At 62.7% G+C, this 15,975-nt stretch carries 15 protein-coding genes and 1 pseudogene; 8 read left to right on the top strand and 8 right to left on the bottom strand.

What is annotated here, in order from left to right:
- Window positions 1-251 precede the first annotated feature (251 nt).
- The 3 genes from MPTA5024_RS23770 to MPTA5024_RS23780 are packed head-to-tail and all read left to right on the top strand — an operon-like array spanning window position 252 to window position 6,408.
- On the top strand, window positions 252-1,997 hold the full coding sequence (locus MPTA5024_RS23770; protein ID WP_036328113.1) for an HsdM family class I SAM-dependent methyltransferase: 1,746 nt from the start codon (window positions 252-254) through the stop codon (window positions 1,995-1,997).
- Window positions 1,994-3,283, top strand: a complete 1,290-nt coding sequence (locus MPTA5024_RS23775) for a restriction endonuclease subunit S (RefSeq protein ID WP_198167343.1) — start codon at window positions 1,994-1,996, stop codon at window positions 3,281-3,283. The genes MPTA5024_RS23770 and MPTA5024_RS23775 overlap by 4 nt, the downstream gene beginning before the upstream one ends.
- Window positions 3,280-6,408, top strand: a complete 3,129-nt coding sequence (locus MPTA5024_RS23780; protein WP_198167344.1) for a type I restriction endonuclease subunit R — start codon at window positions 3,280-3,282, stop codon at window positions 6,406-6,408. Before MPTA5024_RS23775 ends, MPTA5024_RS23780 begins: the two co-directional genes overlap by 4 nt.
- A gap of 295 nt (window positions 6,409-6,703) precedes the next feature.
- Here the strand turns inward: MPTA5024_RS23780 and MPTA5024_RS43730 are convergent, their stop codons facing one another.
- The gene (locus MPTA5024_RS43730) at window positions 6,704-7,018 is read right to left on the bottom strand and encodes an HAD family hydrolase (RefSeq protein ID WP_232326640.1); all 315 of its coding nucleotides are present in this window, start codon (window positions 7,016-7,018) and stop codon (window positions 6,704-6,706) included.
- Window positions 6,945-7,352: an HAD family hydrolase gene (locus MPTA5024_RS43735; RefSeq protein ID WP_232326641.1), complete on the bottom strand. Its 408-nt coding sequence runs from the start codon at window positions 7,350-7,352 to the stop codon at window positions 6,945-6,947. The genes MPTA5024_RS43730 and MPTA5024_RS43735 overlap by 74 nt, the downstream gene beginning before the upstream one ends.
- Before the next feature lie 470 nt (window positions 7,353-7,822).
- Here MPTA5024_RS43735 and MPTA5024_RS39950 point away from each other — a divergent pair, with 470 nt between their 5' ends.
- Complete coding sequence (locus MPTA5024_RS39950) at window positions 7,823-9,985, top strand: DEAD/DEAH box helicase (RefSeq protein WP_198167345.1); 2,163 nt, start codon at window positions 7,823-7,825, stop codon at window positions 9,983-9,985.
- Window positions 9,969-10,658: a DUF2290 domain-containing protein gene (locus MPTA5024_RS39955; RefSeq protein WP_198167346.1), complete on the top strand. Its 690-nt coding sequence runs from the start codon at window positions 9,969-9,971 to the stop codon at window positions 10,656-10,658. The genes MPTA5024_RS39950 and MPTA5024_RS39955 overlap by 17 nt, the downstream gene beginning before the upstream one ends.
- A gap of 199 nt (window positions 10,659-10,857) precedes the next feature.
- Here MPTA5024_RS39955 and MPTA5024_RS41240 read toward each other — a convergent pair whose 3' ends face one another.
- The 3 genes and pseudogenes from MPTA5024_RS41240 to MPTA5024_RS23795 form a co-directional block, all read right to left on the bottom strand.
- The gene (locus tag MPTA5024_RS41240; protein ID WP_157099680.1) at window positions 10,858-11,118 is read right to left on the bottom strand and encodes a hypothetical protein; all 261 of its coding nucleotides are present in this window, start codon (window positions 11,116-11,118) and stop codon (window positions 10,858-10,860) included.
- Between the two features lie 185 nt (window positions 11,119-11,303).
- Window positions 11,304-11,564 (bottom strand): annotated as a pseudogene (locus MPTA5024_RS23790) (transposase family protein); the annotation flags it as partial.
- Between the two features lie 153 nt (window positions 11,565-11,717).
- Window positions 11,718-12,443, bottom strand: coding sequence for an XRE family transcriptional regulator (locus MPTA5024_RS23795; protein WP_036328115.1), 726 nt, complete (start codon window positions 12,441-12,443; stop codon window positions 11,718-11,720).
- 160 nt (window positions 12,444-12,603) lie between these two features.
- Between MPTA5024_RS23795 and MPTA5024_RS23800 the strand changes: the two genes are divergently transcribed.
- Genes MPTA5024_RS23800 through MPTA5024_RS23810 form a run of 3 tightly spaced genes read left to right on the top strand, consistent with a single transcriptional unit; the run spans window position 12,604 to window position 14,044 of the window.
- Complete coding sequence (locus MPTA5024_RS23800; RefSeq protein ID WP_036328117.1) at window positions 12,604-12,957, top strand: hypothetical protein; 354 nt, start codon at window positions 12,604-12,606, stop codon at window positions 12,955-12,957.
- Window positions 12,941-13,432 (top strand): GntR family transcriptional regulator, encoded by a 492-nt coding sequence (locus tag MPTA5024_RS23805; RefSeq protein WP_232326613.1) that lies wholly within the window; start codon window positions 12,941-12,943, stop codon window positions 13,430-13,432. The genes MPTA5024_RS23800 and MPTA5024_RS23805 overlap by 17 nt, the downstream gene beginning before the upstream one ends.
- Window positions 13,433-13,489: 57 nt before the next feature.
- On the top strand, window positions 13,490-14,044 hold the full coding sequence (locus MPTA5024_RS23810; protein WP_036328120.1) for an HD domain-containing protein: 555 nt from the start codon (window positions 13,490-13,492) through the stop codon (window positions 14,042-14,044).
- 205 nt (window positions 14,045-14,249) lie between these two features.
- Here MPTA5024_RS23810 and MPTA5024_RS23815 read toward each other — a convergent pair whose 3' ends face one another.
- The 3 genes from MPTA5024_RS23815 to MPTA5024_RS23825 all read right to left on the bottom strand — a co-directional run bounded on the left by MPTA5024_RS23815 (window position 14,250) and on the right by MPTA5024_RS23825 (window position 15,894).
- Window positions 14,250-14,525: a hypothetical protein gene (locus tag MPTA5024_RS23815; RefSeq protein WP_198167347.1), complete on the bottom strand. Its 276-nt coding sequence runs from the start codon at window positions 14,523-14,525 to the stop codon at window positions 14,250-14,252.
- Between the two features lie 149 nt (window positions 14,526-14,674).
- Window positions 14,675-15,151, bottom strand: coding sequence for an NUDIX domain-containing protein (locus MPTA5024_RS23820; protein WP_036328124.1), 477 nt, complete (start codon window positions 15,149-15,151; stop codon window positions 14,675-14,677).
- A 2-nt stretch (window positions 15,152-15,153) separates the two neighbouring features.
- Window positions 15,154-15,894: an XRE family transcriptional regulator gene (locus MPTA5024_RS23825; protein WP_036328126.1), complete on the bottom strand. Its 741-nt coding sequence runs from the start codon at window positions 15,892-15,894 to the stop codon at window positions 15,154-15,156.
- Between the last annotated feature and the right edge of the window lie 81 nt (window positions 15,895-15,975).

A 15,975-nucleotide genomic window follows, 5' to 3' on the forward strand; every position in this document is an offset into this window, starting at 1 on the left:
CAGCCTATGCGAGGCGGAGGTCGTCGAGGCTACCTGAGCTCTCGTTGCTCGCGCTTTGTGTCGAGCCCCCTCCGCTACGGTGCGGGCGGGCCTGAATCTCTACCTAATTTCCCACATACGCATGAAGCCGAGGTGCGCGAAGATGGGCTTCATGACGCCCCGTCAGCGGATGTGCATTGTCTTGCGAGGCGCGACTACCCCAGCGGGCCGGGCGCAGCCATGCACGTTGAGTGATTCCCGTAAGGAGCCTTGTGAGCACGCTCGGTAGTTTCATCTGGTCGATCGCCGACCAGCTTCGGGGTCCCTACCGCCCCAACCAGTACGGAAACGTGATCCTCCCGTTCACGATCCTTCGGCGCCTCGACTGCATCCTGGAGCCGGACCGCGATACCGTCCGAGACCTGGCTGCGGCATACGAGAACCCGAACCGGCTCCGGACCGAGGTCAAGAAAAAGACTGGTCGGCCGTTCTACAACACCTCTAAGTACAGCTTCGCCAACCTGTTGCAGGACGCGGACGGGCTCGAGGACAACCTCGTCGACTACGTCGACCGGTTCTCCGCCGACATCGACGTGTTCGAGTACTTCGACTTCAAGAAGCAGATCATCGCCCTGGAGCGGGCCGGTCTCCTGCGCGAGATCGTGAAGTCCTTCGCGGCCATCGACCTGCACCCCGATGTCGTGTCCAACGCCGACATGGGGGACGCTTTCGAGTACATCATCCGCAAGTTCAACGAGGCCGCGAACGAGACCTCCGGCGACCACTACACGCCGCGCGACGCGATCCGGCTGCTGGTCGACCTACTCTTCGCCGAGAAGGACGCCGACCTGACCGAGGCAGGCATCGTCCGCACGCTCTACGACCCCACCGCCGGCACCGGCGGCATGCTTGCTCTGGCCGAGGAGCACCTGCTCGCACAGAACCCGGACGCCCGGCTGAGCCTGTACGGCCAGGAGTACAACCCGCAGTCGTACGCGATCTGCAAGTCCGACCTGCTCGCCAAGGGCCACGACGCGTCCAACATCGCCTTCGGCAACACGCTCACCAACGACGCCTTCAAGGGCCGCCAATTCGACTTCTGCATGTCCAACCCGCCGTACGGCGTCGACTGGAAGCAGTATGCCAAGGCCGTCATCAAGGAGCGTGACGAGGCCGGCCCGTACGGTCGGTTCGCGCCGGGCCTGCCTGCTACCTCGGACGGGCAGATGCTTTTCCTGCTGCACCTGGCGCACAAGATGCGCGCCCCCGAGGACGGCGGTGGCCGAGCCGGGATCGTCATGAACGGCTCGCCGCTCTTCAATGGGGCCGCGGAGTCCGGGCCGTCCAACATCCGCAAGTGGCTGCTGGAGAAGGACCTGGTCGAGGCGATCGTCGCACTGCCGACCAACATGTTCTTCAACACCGGCATTGCCACCTACATCTGGATCCTCGACAACAGCAAGCACCCTGACCGCAAGGGCTTGGTCCAGCTCATCGACGGCACGTCGTTCTGGACCAAGATGCGCAAGAACCTCGGCAGCAAGGGCCGCGAGATCAGCGACGCCGACCGCGGCAAGGTCGTCGGTTTGTACGCCGACTTCACTGACGCCGACCCGGACTTCTCGAAGGTGCTGCTCAACGACGAGTTCGGCTACTGGACCATCCCCGTCGAGCGGCCACTGCTGGACGAGGCCGGTAAGCCCGTCGTCGACCGCAAGGGGAAGCCGAAGCCTGACTCCAAGAAGCGCGACACCGAGAACGTGCCGTTCACCTACGGCGACTCGACCGCCGGTCCTGCGGGCAAGGTCGAGGTTATCCAGGCATACTTCGACACCGAAGTGAAGCCGCACGTGCCCGACGCTTGGATCGACTGGGCCAAGATCAAGGTCGGCTACGAGATCCCCTTCCCCCGCCACTTCTACAAGTACGTCCCGCCCCGCCCCCTCGCCGAGATCGACGCCGACCTGGAGAAGCAGGTCGCCAAGATCCTCGACCTGCTGCACGAGGTTGAGCAGTGACCAACGCCCATACCGATCTAGACCCAGCCTGGACCGCCTCTATTCCACGCCACTGGTGCTGGATGCGAAACAAGGAACTGCTGTTCGAGGCGCAAACGCTGTCGACGGACGGCTCTGAGGAACTCCTGAGCGTCTCGCACCTAACTGGAGTCGGTCCCCGATCGGAGAAGAACGTCACGATGACCAAGGCCGAGAGCCTCGACGGCTACCGTGTTGTCGAGCAAGGCGACCTCGTGATCAACACGATGTGGGCCTGGATGGGCGCTCTCGGCGTCGCTCGACATGCAGGCATCGTGAGCCCGGCCTATGGTGTCTACCGGCCGCGCCCCTCGGCACCGTTCGAGCCGAGATTCTTCGACTATCTGTATCGCTCGACCGAGTACGTGATGGAGATGAACCGGGTCTCTCGAGGAATCTGGTCGTCGCGGCTCCGCATTTACCCAGAAGTCTTCCTTCGCATGGCGGTCCCAATGCCGCCACTGGAGGAGCAGCGCGCCATCGCCGACTACCTCGACCGCGAGACCGCCCGCATCGACACGCTCATCGAGGAGCAGCAGCGACTGATCGAGATGCTCCGCGAGCGGCGACAAGCAGTCGTGCACAGATCTGTTGGTGGTCTTGACCGCATCGCTTGCCGCCCAACAAACGATTCGTGGTGGCCCAAACTTCCTGAAGGGTGGGCTCCGCTGAGGCTTCGGCGGGTGATCCGGGGCTTAGCAGACGGTCCCCATTTCTCGCCCAACTATGTGGATGAGGGGGTCATGTTCCTATCGGCGAGGAACATCCGAGTCGACGGATGGTCGCTAGATGATGCGAAGTTCGTGTCGGAGGAGGACTACCTGGAGTTCTCAAAGCGCGTTGTGCCAGAACCAGGAGATGTGCTCTACACAAAGGGCGGAACGACGGGTATCGCGCGAGTAGTCGACTTGGACTTCCCCTTCCAGGTCTGGGTCCACGTTGCAGTGCTGAAGGTTCGGCGGGACCTCGTTGACCCTCACTTCTTGGCCTATGCACTCAACAGCCCGCCGTGCTACGAACAGTCACAGCTTTTCACCCGCGGTGCAACCAACAACGACCTGGGGTTGACTCGGATGGTCAACATCGTGCTGCCCGTCCCGCCCCTCGAACAGCAGCGGCAGATCATTGCGACCCTGGATCAGCAGACGGCGAAGATCGACACGCTCATTACTGAATCCCGACAGTTCATCGAGCTCGCCCGTGAACGGCGGTCAGCGGTGATCACGGCGGCCGTGACGGGGCAAATTGATGTGCGTGAGGCAGCATGATGGCTGACCACAACGAGGTCGTCTTTGAGACCGAGATCTGTGAGCACCTCGCGGCCCACGGCTGGCTGTACTTGGCCAGCGACATCGGCTATGACCGGGAGCGGGCGCTGTTTCCCGAGGATCTGTTCGCATGGCTGGAGGCGACCCAGAAGCCGGCGTACGAGAAGGCGTTGAAGGCGGCTGGGTCGCAGGCGAAGTTCCTCGATGTGCTGACCACGGCGCTGGATAAGCCGCTGGAGCATGGCGGTGGGATGCTGAACATCCTGCGGAGCGGGGTGCAGTACATCGGCGGTGGCCGGTTGAAAATGGCGCAGTTTCGTCCCGAGACATCACTGAACGAGACGACAAACGCGCACTATGCGGCGATGCGGGTGCGGGTCATGCGGCAGGTGCACTTCTCGACCGCCGACCAGCGCAGCATCGACCTGGTGTTCTTCGTCAACGGGCTCCCGGTTGCAACTGTGGAGCTGAAGACCGACTTCACTCAGTCGCTGAACGAGGCGATCCAGCAGTACCAGAAGGACCGCAACCCGCTGACCAACGGTCGGCGCGAGCCGCTGCTGTCGTTCGGGCACCGGGCGCTGGTCCACTTCGCGGTCTCCAACGACCTGGCTGCCATGACCACCCGGCTGGAGGGTGAGAAGACGCACTTCCTGCCGTTCGACACCGGCTTCGACGACGGTGCCGGTAACCCACCTGGCGCGGACGGGAGGTCGGCGACGGCGTACCTGTGGGAGCGGGTCTGGGAGAAGCACGCCTGGCTCAACATCATCGGCCGGTTGATGATCGTGGAGACCAAGGAGGAGTGGGACGTCGCGACCGGCACGTCGGTGCGCCGTACGAACATGCTGTTCCCCCGGTTCCACCAGTGGGAGGCGGTCACGAAAATCGTGGCCGCCGTGGCTGAGGAGGGTGTCGGTCGGCGATACCTGATCGAGCACTCCGCGGGATCGGGGAAGACGAACACGATCGCCTGGACGGCGCACCGTCTCGCGCGGCTCCATGTCAATGATGAGAAGGTCTTCGACTCAGTCATCGTGGTCGTCGACCGGACGGTGCTCGACGGGCAGCTTCAGGACGCGATCCGGCAGATCGACGGCAGCGGGAAGATCGTCGCGACGATCAGCCCTGAGGACGTGCGCAAGGCCGGTGCGAAGTCGAAGTCCGGCCTGCTGGCCCAGGCGCTGAAGAATGGCGAGTTAATCATCGCGGTGACGGTGCAGACCTTCCCGTACGCACTCGATGAGATCCGGGCCGACTCCGGCCTGAAGGGCAAGCGGTTCGCCGTCATCGCGGACGAGGCGCACTCCTCGCAGTCGGGGAAGATTTCCTCGAAGCTGAAGCAGGTCCTGACGGCCGAGGAGATCAAGGAGATCGAGGACGGCGGCTCGGTCGACGTCGAGGCGATCCTGGCCGCGGAGATGACCGAGCGGGCCGAGTCGGAGAACATCTCCTACTTCGCTTTCACCGCGACGCCGAAGAACAAGACCATGGAGCTGTTCGGCCGCAAGGGGCCGGACGGCGAGCCGCGCGAGTTCCACCTGTACTCAATGAAGCAGGCGATTGAGGAGGGCTACATCCTCGACGTGCTCAAGGGCTACCAGTCGTACGACACCGCGTTGAAGATCGCCGGCAAGGCCGAGAGCGGCGACGGTGGCAAGGTCGAGGAGTCGGCTGCGCGCAAGGGGCTGATGCGGTGGGTGCAGCTGCACCCGACCAACATCGGCCGGAAGGTGCAGATCATCGTTGAGCACTTCCACGCCAACGTCGCCCACCTGCTGGAGGGCAAGGCGAAGGCGATGGTCGTCACCGACTCGCGCAAGGCCGCGGTGAAGTACAAGAAGGCGATCGACGCGTACATCGCCAAGCGGGCCGCTGAGGACGCGTCATACAACTACCGGACCCTGGTCGCGTTCTCCGGGTCGGTGTCGATGACCGAGAACGAGCAGTGGAGCCAGGACTGGGGGCTGACGCCGTCGAAGGACGACGAGTTCACCGAGGCCAAGATGAACCCCGGAGCGGGCGCCGACGTGGCCGCGGCGTTCAAGGGCGAGACATACAAGATCATGCTGGTCGCCAACAAGTTCCAAACCGGCTTCGACCAGCCGCTGCTCTCGGCGATGTACGTCGACAAGAAGCTCTCCGGGGTCACCACCGTGCAGACGCTCTCCCGGCTCAACCGCACCCACCGCACCGCCGGCGGGGAGCAGAAGACCAAGACGTTCGTCATCGACTTCGTCAACAAGCCCGACGACATCAGGGCCGCCTTCGAGCCGTACTTCACTAACGCCACCCTGGAGACCGAGACCGACCCGTACGTCGTCGTACACCTTGCGAACAAGCTCGCCCAGGCGGGGATCTACACCGAGGAGCAGGTCCGCCAGGTCGCCGAGCTGTGGGTCACCCGCAAGGGCAACAACGCGCTCTCGGCGGCGATCAGCCCGGCCCAGCATGACTTCCGGCGTCGCTACGCGGCAGCGATCGAGGCCGAAGACAAGGTCACGCTCAACACGCTCGACCTCTTCCGCAAGGACGTCTCCACCTACGTGCGGCTCTATGACTTCATGAGCCAGATCGTCGACTACGGCGACCCGTACATGGAGATGCTCTCGATCTTCCTCCGGCTTCTGGAGAAGGTCATCGCCGAGTCCTCGTGGAGCGCCGAGGTCGACCTTTCGGACGTGGTCCTGGTTGGAGTGAAGCACACCAAGAAGATTGCCGTCGACATCTCGCTGACCGGAGACGGCGAACTAAAGGGGATCAGCGCAGCGGGCACCGGCACCAAGAAGGAGCCGAAGTACGTCGCGCTTCAGGTCGTCATCGACAAGATGAACGACCTCTTCGGTGCCGAGTCGTTCGTTGAGTCCCAAATCCGGGAGTTCGTGCAGGGGCTCGTGCAGCGCCTGCTCGCCGACCCGGACCTGGTCCATCAGACCCGGGTGAACTCGAAGAAGCAGTTCATGGAGTCGCAGGACTTCCAGTCCGCAGTCATCGAGGCCGTCGCCGACAACCAGGCGGCGCACAACACCATGGCTGACTACTTCTTCACCGACGGGCCTGCGATCAAAGGGATCATCGTGGCGCTCGCCGACGCGTTCTACGAGGCCGCGATCGACAAGGGGTAGGTCAGCCTTGCTCAGAATCTTGAGGTATCCCCTTACAGTTCCTCCCTCGTGTTCGTGGGGCGCTGCAGATCAGACCGTTCGGGGAACCATCGTTCTAGGTACTAACTCTGGGTCCCACACCGCGGCAGCGACTGTGGGGCTGGGTCTCCGAATACTTCATTACGAGTTAGAACACGATCGTCCATGGGCGTCCACGTCCGTCTTCCGGCCCTGGTCGGGCAAGCCCTACAGCGTCCCTCAGTCCATGGTCGTCCAGGACCGTCCAGGGTTGTTGTTAGCACCTGCGTTAGCAGGATCACCCGTCTGTGCTGAGGATCTCCATCGCCTGGGGCACGTCAGTAACAACGCGGTCCGCCTCGTGCTCACGGCCTGACCAGGACCCTCGGTCGATCCAGATCGTGCGGAGTCCGGCTGCACGTCCGCCGGCGATGTCAGCGATCACGTTGTCTCCGATCATCCAGCCCCCGGCGTCGAGACTCATCCCGCATCGCTTCGCGGCGATAGCGAACAGCCCGCGGTCCGGCTTACGGATGCCCTCAACGCCCGAGAGCGCAGGCATCCACCGCTTCCGCCAAACCGGTCTGCTGGATCTTCCCGAGCCGGTTGTCAGCGGTCCCGTTGGTGACGATTGCCACCTTCCAGCCCGAGGCTCGGAGGTGTGACAGCCCATCCATCACCTCAGGTCGACAGCGAACGAGATACGGCATGCGCTTGCGATAGCGACTCCACAGCTCCTCGACCGGCCAAGAGAGGTCGAAATGCTCGCGGACCTGGGCGAAGAACGCCTCACGATGCGGGAAGCCAGCACGGTCCAGCGCGACCAACCAGTCGACCGCCTCCCCTCTCAAGCCAAGCTGACCAGCAAACTCTCTAGCCCATGCACGAAAAGCAAGATCCAAGTCCACGAGGGTGCTGTCCAGATCGAAGAGCGCAAGCCGCTGCACCCGCGAGATTTTATGAGCACCACGGTTGATCGGCGAGACCACCCCGTCTAGTGGTTCTCAAGAGCGCATTGGCAGAGCGGCATACCTTACCCGCGGCTGGCTAAGTTGCGCGCCACCACCTAGGCCAAATTATTCCTCACATATCTGAGCACGTTCCAATACCCATGTCGGCGGATCAGCTCAACTTGAATAGCTCCTAGGGATTCAATCGAAACGTTCTATTGACAGTCATCTCAGCTGTCGATTCAGGACCGTCGGCACGGGAAGCGAGTCGCCAGTTCCGCCAGCACCCCTCGCGTCGGATTGCCCGCAACGCGCCGGCAGAGCAACACACCGACACCTTCCCTTCGACAATCGCCGGGTAGCGAATTGGTCTCGATGAAGCGAAACGCAATTTACTACGCACCCATGGCTGGTAGTATATTGGAGCTCGACTGTTCAACTGCTTGGCAGTAGCTTCTAGAAAGCTGGTGGACACCAACATGCCTCTAGACGTCGTCTATGGTGCAAGTCGCAACCGCGGTGCTGCACAGGCGTTGGCGGACGAACTGAGGAAGGTCGTTCAGGACGGAACTGTCTACCTTGCGTACCCAGTTCTAGCTACTGCCGATGAAAGGGTAGAGGTCGACGCCCTACTTGTGAGCCAAGAGCACGGTCTAGTCGCATTCTTGCTAGCGGATGACATCCCGACAAATGACGAAAGTTGGGAAGAGATTGCCGCAAAGCAGGACCGTCTGTATGCCGTTCTTGAAGGGCACCTGCGTCGCTACGAAGGCCTGCGCGAAGGACGACGGCTTGCGGTGACTCCTAATACCGCAACCATCTTTCCAGCGCCGGTACAGGGGCAACCCCTGACAGCTGAAGGTTTCTTCGGCGATATGGACGCAGTCCGGGGGTTCGTGCAAGGACTTGATCCTATCTCAGCGAAAGTTGAACGCAGTCTTCACGCAGCCTTGCAGCGCGTCTCGACCATGAAGCCACCTAAGAAGCGCTCAGGTGTCGAGACCTCGACATCTCGTGGTGCAGTGCTCAAGGAGATTGAGCGGAACATCGCCAATCTTGACCGCTGGCAGAAGGCTGCAGCTATAGAGAGCCCGGAAGGCCCGCAGCGAATTCGAGGGCTAGCCGGTTCCGGAAAGACTGTTGTCCTAGCTCTGAAGGCCGCCTACTGGCACGCGCAAAACCCCGAATGGCGGATCGCGGTTACTTTCCACACTCGGGCACTGTATCAGCAGTTCTCCGACCTTATAACGCGGTTCTCTTTTGAACACAGCAACGACCGGCCGGATCCCACTTTTCTCCAGATCATACATTCCTGGGGATCGCCTTCGCGTCCGGGCGTGTACAGCCTTATAGCCTCAGCACTAGGAGAAATGCCAAAGAACTGGAACTATGCGCGAGACAAATATGGGCAGGAGGGCGCATTTCAAGGAATCTGTCGAGAGCTCCTGGAAGTCGCCGAGACACGAGAGATCAAGCCCATCTTCGATGCAATTTTAATAGATGAAGCACAGGACTTGCCGCCAGAATTCTTCCAGCTCGTCTACCAGTTTACGAAAGACCCGAAGCGAATCGTTTGGGGCTTCGATGAGCTACAGAAACTCTCCGAATCAGCGATGCCGAGTACGGATGAACTCTTTGGCGTAGGGCCTTCGGGCGAGCGTCTCGTAAGCCTCGAGAACCTACCGAATTCGCCTCGCAGAGACATTGTCCTCCCGGTGTGCTACCGAAACACCCCGTGGGCTCTAGCAACGGCCCACGCGCTCGGGATCGGTGTGTATCGGGACGGGGGATTGCTTCAACACCCCGATAACCCCGGTCTTTGGCGGGATATTGGCTACAACGTGGTGCGCGGATCACTAGCCGGCGGACAACATGTGGCGCTTGAGCGAAGCCGGGATAGCTCTCCCGAGTACTTCAATTCGCTCCTCAACGCACCAGATGCTGTATCAATCAACTCTTTTGCCGGCGAAGACGAGCAGGACGCCTGGGTAGCTAGGCAAATTGCTATCAACCTCGCCGAAGACGAGCTAGAGCCCGACGATATCCTGATCGTCCTACCTGACGCGTACCGAGCGCAGTCACGCGCCCCACGTTTGATGCGCGAATTGCGGCGTCACCAAATCTCATGTCATCTGGTAGGCGTTAATACGAGTCTGGATGGAGTCTTCGTCCCGGGATCAGTGGCTATCGCGCACATCTATAGAGCTAAAGGCAACGAGGCTCCGATGGTGTACGCCATAGATAGCCAACACGCCGGATATGGCGCCAACCTTGTAACGCGGCGCAACATGCTGTTCACGGCTATCACTCGCAGCCGTGCCTGGGTCCGCATCACTGGTTGGGGCGAGAAGATGGACCTTATAGCCAGCGAGGCTCAGGCTGTCGCTGACAGGAACTTCCTTCTTGAATTCAACGTTCCGACCGTCGAAGAACTACGTTCTCTCCGCCATATTCACCGCGACCGCTCTCCCGAAGATGAAGTCTCAATGAGGAAGGCCACTGAAGGATTGGCAGCATTCCTCGAAGCCATTGATCGTGGCGACATGGAGTGGCGAGACCTACCAGCCTCGCTGAGAACCAGACTTGTTACGAGCCTGCAGATAGAAGATTCAAGTGACAACGACGCTTAGGACGATTCATCGAGAAGTCAAGGAGACGCTGGACTACCTCGCACTAGCCGAGATCGCCCTCTATATTAACGAGGTTTCCATTACTGGCAAGCGGGTCTCCTGGCACTCCTATAACCCTGCCCTTGAATTCGTCGGGTCACGAGATTACGCTACCGTCAAGGAATATTTAGACTGGGTCGCGAATGCGAGCTACTCGGCTCTTCTCTATGACGCTAGCCTTATTCAAGTTACTTATGATGTGGAGGATGACAAGGTAATCGGCCACCGGCTCGCCTATATTCCGTGTCCATACATCATAGACAGGTCACTCCTAGAAGAGGGATGGCCTATTGCAGATATTGTTGAGATGTATGAAAGCGACGGCACCGAAGTCGCCCTAAGATCTCACGTTCGCTTCGACTACGATCCCGCGGCAGCGTCGACGTATCACCCTGCAGCACACCTCACGATCAACTCCCCTAGTTGCCGCATTGGGTGCGTGGCACCTATGCACGTTCACCGATTCCTTGACTTCATTTTTCGCCACTTCTATCACCCTCTATGGCTTGCACATCAAGACTTCTTCGGTCCAGCTGCTTGGCGCCATTTAGGTGATCAAGTCGCTTACGATGGTGAGCGGACGACACCCCATATCCTGTGGGATATACGAGCTCAGTCATCTAGTCTTTCCTAGTCGCACGCTCGTCGCGCCGCTCTCGGACATGTCGGGGCGGTTCATTCCGGCTTGGCCAAAGGTTTCAGCGACTCCCCAGATCCGCGAGCGTTCTTAATAATAGTTTCGGTTGCGAACAAATATCGCCACGTGCCGAAATCGCCATGGTCTCGGACAAAGCACGCCCACTCTTCGGCCGCGCGCTTCTTTTCTTGGACCTCTACGTCCTGGGCGCGGTCGCTAGCCTTACCTTCGACGACCCTGTCCTGTTCCAGGAGGTCTTGTACTCGGTGGACTTGCAGGTGGTCGTAGTCTTGATGATGCGGACGTAACTCGACTTCTTGGCCACGCAGGCGTAGACCACGCCGGAATCGGAGGCCGAGGAGGCGGTGGCGATACCGCTCACCGCGAAGAGAGAACCGGCGAGAGCACCGACCGTCAGAACACTGACCGTGCGCCCGCCGGGCAACCTGATCACCACGAAGACATTCCTTCAGAGGAAAGAGTGCGTGCAGGAACTGCCGCGGGTGGGGAAATCACGGGCAGAATAACGGAGCATTTCCACACTTCGCCAGGTTTGCTCCACGGCGTTATCCACCGGTAAGCAACATTACCCGCACATTGAGCCTTTCCACGTAAGGGATCATGACGCTGGGTGATCATCGGTCAGGTGTGGCGGCCGTGTTCGAGGCGGAGCAGGACGTGGGCGGCTTGGACGATCCTGCCGATGCGCCAGGGGTCGAGGCTGACGCGGCGTAGTGCTTTGAAGGTGGTCTTGAGCAGGGAGTTCGCTCGTTCGGCGACGGCGTGGATACCGCGGATGAGTTGGTTGTACGCCTTGTTGTCGTCGGCGAGTTCGCCGCCCTTGGGTTTTTTGACCGGGTGGCGCAGGGGCGGACTGAGGTTCTCATATCCCAGGTCGGTCAATCGGGGGTGAGGAGCGCGCGGGCGGCGCCGGCCGGGACCGGCCGAAGAGCCGCAGCCCGGCCGGCTGGCCGACCAGCGCGCGAGGCGGGCCGCCGTAGGCGGCGCGCCCTTGATAGCGAGAAGAAAAGTAGCTTCCGGCCGCGGGGCTGATTCTCACCGGACCGGTTCGGCGGTGGCCCAGACGCGTTCGAGGCTGGTGCGGTAGACGGCTGCGCTGTCCTCGTCGGTTGTGGCTGCCAGGTAGAGGAGCGGGGCTTGGGCCGCGGTGGTGCCGTAGGCGTGGACGTTGACGAGCAGGTCGTCGTCCGCGCGGTAGATGGAGTTGTAGAGCACGGTCCGGTGGAGGCGGATCTCCACGCCGTCGACCTCGGTCAGGGGTCGGTAGAGGGTGAGGGCGTTGCGGACGCGGGCGGCCATGACGTCGGCGCCGATGCCTTCCTCGATTCCTCGGGCGGCGACCTGGGGGCTGTCGGGGTCGCCGAGGAGGACTCGGATCTTCACGCCCTGGCGGGCTTGGCCAGCGAGCAGGCGGATTATGCCGGTGTCCTCAGCGAGGAACAGGCTGCTGTAGGTGAGGATGTCGATCTCGCGTTTGGCGCTGTGGAAGAGGCGGCGCCATACGGTTTGCGGAACGGCCCAGCGGTGGGGGTAGACGGCCTGGACCTCGTGCGAGATGGTGCGCCGGGGTCCGGCCAGATCGGGCCATAGGTCGCCTTCGTCGGTTTCGAGGAGGTCGGCGACGGCCCAGCGGTGGCGGGGGTAGGGGATGCGGCCTTTGAGCCAGCGATCGACGGTTTTGGGGTCGACGCCGAGTGCGGCGGCGACGTCGACAGGTTGGAGGCGGGCGTTGGCGAGGGCTTGGCGCAGGGTGTCGCTCACGGGGTGGGCCTCCTGGGTGGTCGGCTCTGTGGCCGACGGTAACACAAGACGTCCCTAGACGTCCCTTAGTCGTGGTGGAGAGGCACCGGCTCGCATCGGAAGCTCGTTGCGCATGGGCGTACCGCAAGGGCGCCTGAACAGCCGAGACGAAGGAGTGGCCATGGAGCCGATGAGGTCGATTCGGGAAAAGCAGCGGGCCTACCAGGAACAGCTCTTAAGAGAGCTGCACGGCGAGCTGGAGCAGCGCGGGATCACCGCGGTGTTCATCGTGGACAACAAGGACCAGCCGGCCTTGGACGTGACCGACAGCCGTCTGAGGGCCCGGCGGGTCTACGTCCATCTCGCGTTCTTGTGGTTCTACTGGGGCGACCAGTACGACGAGCGGGTCTCGTGCCTGCGCATCGGCCCGGCGGCCGATGTCATCGAGCGGGCCGCACAGGCAGGCTGGCACGAGGGGGAACAAGGTGAGCTCAACGTCGACCTGAGCAAGGCGTTGTATGCGGATCGTCTGTGAGATGCGCGAGGGCTGGCTGACCGGCGGGCAGGTGTACCGGCAGATTGCCGACCGGCTCCGGGAGCGCATCACCACGCGCGCCTACGCACCGGGGACCGCGCTGCCGTCGGAGACGGTCCTGGCGGCGGAGTTCCGGGTCGCGCGCAACACCGTACGCCGGGCCTTCCGGATCCTGGAGGACGAACGGCTGATCGTGACGGTGCCGTCGATGGGGCGGGTCGTGCTGGCCGCCGACGGCGGGACCACGGATGTCGCCTACCGCTATCAGGTCATCGCGCGGGCGCTGCGGGAGCGGATCGAACGCCAGGAGTTCGGCCCTGGCGACGCCCTGCCGAGTGAGGCAGAGCTGCGCTGGCTGTACGCGGCGTCGCGAAACACCGTCCGCTTGGCCTTCGCCCAGTTGGAACGTGAAGGGCTGGTCGTATCGATCCAGGGGAAGGGGCGGTTCGTCCGCACCACACCCGAGACGTCCTAGGACGTCTGCGCGCGGGGAGTAGGGGCGCCGGTACCTGGTGCCCCTATCGTCGGTGTCGTGGGACACGTTGAGTGGGCGCGCGACCTGGCACGACGTCTGTTGGAGGCGCCGCTTCCTCGGAGGTGGGCGCACACCCAAGGGGTCGCCTCACGCGCCGCCTCCCTGGCCCCCATCCTCGGCGACGAGACGGACACGCTGACGGCCGCCGCCTACCTGCATGACATCGGCTACTCCCCCGAGCTGGTCGGCACCGGGTTTCACCCGCTCGACGGCGCCCGCTACCTCCGCGATGTGGCGGGCGCCGACGCGACGTTGTGCCGACTGGTCGCCCACCACTCCTGCGCGGTCAACGAGGCCACCGAACGCGACCTGTACGACGTGCTGACCGCCGAGTTCCCACCCGAGCGGCACGAGTTGGCCGACGCGCTGACCTACTGCGACATGACCACCGGCCCAGACGGCCGGCACCTCGACGTACACGAGCGACTGGCCGAGATCCATTCCCGATACGGTCCCGACCACTTGGTGAGCCGCTCGATAACCGCATCAACGCCGCGCATTTTGGCCGCGGTGCAGGCGGTCGAGATCGCCTTGCGAGTGCAACAGACGTGAACCGGCCAACGAAGTTAGTGCCGTCGCAGCCAACGTTCGCCCTGTCTTGATGGGGGAAGGAGCGTCGGCTCCCGGGCTGGCAGGCCTGATCGCTTCGGATAGGAGACATGCCTGAGGGATCCGGGCCTGAGCGATCAGTGACGATGCTGCGAACCAGTGGCTGCGGGTCATCCGCCGTGGGTGGCCGCCGTCTCGGCGATCTCGGTCACGGGTGATCTCTTTCCTCATCGAGGCCATGCAGGTAGTCCTCGAAGGTGGGGCGGCGATCTCTTCGGCGCGACCACAGGGTGACGGCCACCAGTGCGACGGGGGCCATGGCGAGCCTGAGCGCCCGGCGGCCCAGCCGACGGACCATCGTGAGCAGTTCCTTGAGCGTCTGCCAGGGGTGCCTCAGGGCCATGACGGTCAAAATTAAGGCCGCGCCGCCGAGGCTGGTCCCCGCGAAGTCGTCGGGGTCGTGTCGCCCCTTCTCCTTGGTCACAGTGCGGAACTGAAGGTGAAGGGCAGGAGCTTGATGCTGCGAACCATGGAATCCTCCCAAGACAGCATGGACATCAGGGTCGCATAAAGCCGCGATCATGAGCGCCACCAGTGAGCTTTTCATGGCTCCGGAGCATCAAAAAAGGTTCTTCAGCCGATGTACGGCTGCCCGTTTCCGGCGAGGTAGTGGCCGATACGCAACGCCATTGACCGGTCCATCGGCAGCATCTCCACCTCGGCACGTGGCACCCAGCGGACCTCGGTGGATTCGCTGCTCGGCGTCGGCTGGCCGCTGATTGCGCGCGCGGTGAGGACGATGGAGAACTCCTGCCGGACCTCGCCGTTGCTGGTGTAGAGGATCACGTGGCGAGGGTCGGTGTAGGTGCCGATCAGGCCGGTGATCTCACACGTGATGCCGGTCTCTTCGAGGGTCTCGCGTATCGCGGCCTGGGGGAGGGATTCGCCGAGGTCGATCGCGCCGCCGGGGACGGCCCAGTTGTCGTTGTCGCTGCGGCGGATCATGAGAATGTCCCCGGCGTCGTTGGTGACGAAGACGTTGACGGACGGGACGAGGCTGTTGGGCGCGGGAGCGTCGGGGTCCTCGTAGAAGTCGATCCGGCGGGCCATGATCAGGACTCTACCGGCGTGGCCTGCTCCCACACCCGTTCGAAGCTGTCGACATACGTCGTAACCATGTCGCCGCCGACGACCTTGCGCAGGTGCAGGACGGGGGCGTTGCCGGCAGGTGTGCCGTAGACGTGGGTGTTGACGAGGAGCTGGTCGTCGCCGCGGTAGATGGAGTTGTATAGCACGGTTCGGTGAAAGCGGATCTCCACCTCGGCGAAGGCGCGGATGGGCTTGTACAGGACGAGGACGTTGCGGATTTTGGCGGCCATGCCGTCGTCGATGCCTTCGTCGGTGCCGCGCTGGGCGACCTCGGGGCTGTTGGGATCGCCGAGCAGGATCCGTACCCGGACTCCGGCGGCGGCCTTGTCGCCGAGCATGCGCACGATGCCCGCGTCGTCGGCGAGGAACAGGCCGCTGTAGACGAGGATGCCGATCTCGTCCTGGGCTTGGGCGAACAGACGTCCCCAGGCGTCCCGGGGGACGGCCCAGCGGTGCGGGTAGACGGTTACGATCTCACTCTCGGACGCTGAGGCGACCTGTTCGCGGGTCAGCGCCTCGGGCCACAGGTACGTCTCGTCCATGCCGAGGTGGGTGGCGACGGCGTACCTGTGCTTTCGGTACGGTGCGCGGCCTTTGGTGATCCACCGCTCGACCGTCTTGGGGTCGACCTCGATGGCCTCCGCCAGGTCGGCGATGGTCACTCCCCGTTCTAACAGGGCCGCGCGTAGTCGCTCGTTGGCCATTTCACCTGCCGCGTCGGGACGTCCAGGGACGTGGCAATCGTAGACGGGACGTCTTGAACATGTCCCGTCGTGTAGTGATCT

It is taken from the genome of Microbispora sp. ATCC PTA-5024, assembly GCF_000511135.2.
Taxonomy (GTDB): domain Bacteria; phylum Actinomycetota; class Actinomycetes; order Streptosporangiales; family Streptosporangiaceae; genus Microbispora; species Microbispora corallina.

What these genes read in the sequence shown, in the direction of transcription:
- MPTA5024_RS23805 (WP_232326613.1), top strand. Translation starts at nt 12,941, where the DNA reads ATGCGGATCGTCTGTGAGATGCGCGAGGGCTGGCTGACCGGCGGGCAG.
- MPTA5024_RS23820 (WP_036328124.1), bottom strand. Translation starts at nt 15,151, where the DNA reads ATGGCCCGCCGGATCGACTTCTACGAGGACCCCGACGCTCCCGCGCCC.
- MPTA5024_RS23825 (WP_036328126.1), bottom strand. Translation starts at nt 15,894, where the DNA reads ATGGCCAACGAGCGACTACGCGCGGCCCTGTTAGAACGGGGAGTGACC.
- MPTA5024_RS23800 (WP_036328117.1), top strand. Translation starts at nt 12,604, where the DNA reads ATGGAGCCGATGAGGTCGATTCGGGAAAAGCAGCGGGCCTACCAGGAA.
- MPTA5024_RS23780 (WP_198167344.1), top strand. Translation starts at nt 3,280, where the DNA reads ATGATGGCTGACCACAACGAGGTCGTCTTTGAGACCGAGATCTGTGAG.